Source organism: Streptomyces sp. NPDC058291 (assembly GCF_042880855.1).
In the GTDB taxonomy this organism is placed as follows: domain Bacteria; phylum Actinomycetota; class Actinomycetes; order Streptomycetales; family Streptomycetaceae; genus Streptomyces.
The window spans coordinates 148619-150974 of sequence record NZ_JBHVYK010000007.1 but is presented as its reverse complement, the minus strand read 5'-3'; the positions used below and the strand labels follow the sequence as shown (position 1 = coordinate 150974).

General features: G+C 78.6%; 1 protein-coding gene. It reads right to left on the bottom strand.

Annotated elements, in window-relative coordinates; genetic code table 11:
- Positions 1 to 37: 37 nt before the first annotated feature.
- Positions 38 to 2356: helix-hairpin-helix domain-containing protein (locus ACFVYK_RS05880; RefSeq protein WP_389769016.1), on the bottom strand; the 2319-nt coding region annotated here is incomplete at its 5' end.

Here is a 2356-nt window from a genome sequence, read left to right as displayed (position 1 = left end):
GCGAAGGGGAGGCCCTTCGCGACCGCCGCCGTTCGTGCTACCGAGCCGCCGGGACCTGGGCGCGCAGCAGCACCGGCAGCCGGGTCGTGCGCGGCTTCGCCGCAACCTCGGAGACCGCCGTCGGCAGAGCCTGCTCCACCCCGTGCACCACGGACAGATGCCGCTCCGCCCGGCCGAAGGCCGTGTACACCCAGGGGCGGGACAGGGCCTGCGCCGCGTCCCCGGGGAGCACCACGACCGCCGCGGGCCATCGGCTGCCCACCGCCTGGTGCGCGGTGAGCGCCCACCCGTGGCGCACGGTGTGCTCCACCCGCTCCTTCGGGACGACGACGGCCGCGTCCGCGCAGGACAGGTGCAGTCCGTCGGCGTCGGCGGTCACCACCCGGCCCGCGACCGTACGGCCCGGCACGGGGGAGTAGGCGATCCGGTCGCCGGGGTCGAAGCCGCCGAAGCGGCCGGGACCGGGATTGAGCCGTTCCTTCAGCGCCGCGTTGAGGGCGCGTGTGCCGACCGCGCCACCGTGGCCCGGGGTGATCGCCACCGCCTCGTCGGACGTGATCCCGAAGGCCCGGGGCACCGAGTCGCCGAGGAGCTGCACGGTCCGGTGCACGGCCTCGCCGGCGTCCCGCACCGGCACGATCACGATCTCCTTGCCCGGTGCGTCGACCTGGTTCAGCTCGCCGACGCCGACGCCGGAGACCAGTTCGCCGAGCGGCCCCGGGTCGGGGGTGCGCGAGGCGACCTGCGGGCAGACGCGCGCCGCGAGCAGGTCGGCGAAGACCCGGCCGGGCCCGGCCGACCACAGCACCGCCGGATCGCCGCTGAGCACCAGCCGGGCCCCGTCCGGCAGGGACTCGGCCAGCATCGCGGCGCTCTCCACGTCCAGCTGCGGCGCGTCGAGCACGATCAGCAGGTCGAGGGCGAAGGCGCCGTCGGCGTCCCGTCCGGGCCCCTCGGCGCCGGAGAGGAGACCGGCGACGGTCACCACCGCGCCGTCCCCGGCCGGCTCGGGGAGGAGGGCGGCGAACCGGCGTCGGCCGTCCGGGGTGTGACAGGCGGCGACGGCGCGCAGCCCCAGACGGAGGGCCGCAGTGAGCAGCGCGGCGGGCTCGGCGCGGGCCGCCTCGCCCCCGGTGTGCAGCACCAGGCCGTGTCCGGCGACGGCGCGGATCAGCTCGGCAGCGCTGCCGGACGCGGCGGCGGCCGCCGGCTCCCACGCCGCGGGCGCTTCCTTGGCCAGCGAGTTGACGACGCGGGCCAGCGCGTCGGCGAGGCTCTCCTCCGCGAGCGCGTACCGCTCCAGACCGACCAGGACCCGGACCGGCCGGGCCTCCTCGCCGTCCTCGCCTTCGTCGGCTTCGTCGCCCGCCTCGCCGTCCGCCGCCGGCCGCCCCGCCGCAGGCGCGTCCACGGCGTCCTGGAAGACGAGGGCCTCGCCCTCGGCCAGGGTGCTCTGCACGGCCGCGTCGGCGTCAGGCACGACCTGCCGGGCCAGAGCGGCGATGAGCGCGGGCAGCTCCAGCGCGGTGTGCCCGGCCAGCGCGGCCTGCTCCAGCAACCAGACCGTCACCGCGCGGCCGCGCCGTTCGTCGTCGGGGGCGCAGTCGGGGCCGAGCAGCGCCCGCGCGAAGCCGTCGGCCTGCTCGGGGCGCACACCGGGGACGCGCAGCAACTGCCACGGATCCTCGCGCAGGAGGTCCTCGGCGCCCTCGCCGAGCACGGTCGCAGCCTGTGGTGCGAGCGCCTCGGGCGCGCCGCCGCCGGCCAGCACGCGCCGCACGCCCTCGACGGCGTCCGCCGCGGGCGCCGGCGGGGCGACGGGCTCGGCGGGCGCCGGCTGCGCTCGCCTGACCGGCTCCGGCGCGGGGCGGCGCGGGGCGGGTTCCTCGCCGAACACCGCGGCCGGGGGCTTGGCCCCGCCCTCCACGGCCCGTACCGCCGCCAGCAGGTCGGCGGCCTTCCCGCTGAGCTTGGTCCCGGCGGCGATGGGCGCCGCCTTCTCGGCCTTGCGCCGCTCGATGCGCTCGCGCTCCAGCTTCTGCGCGGCGAGTTCGGCCTGCGCCTCGGAGAGCTGAGCGGCGGCCGCCGCCTCGGCGGCCTGCGCCTCGGCGTCCTCCGCGGTCGTGGAAGCAGCGCCGTCACCGTCGGGCTCACCGTCGGCGTCCGACGCCTCCGACGCCTGTGGGCCGCCCGTGTCCCCGGCCGCGTCGTCCGCGCTCGCGCCCTCGGCCGTGCCGCCCGCTGAATCCGTTCCCGCTGTCGGACCGGCGTCGAGCGGACCGGCGTCGAGCGGCGTCCCCGGCTCACCGTCGGCGTCCGACGCCTCCGACGCCTGTGCGCCGCCCGTGTCCCCGGC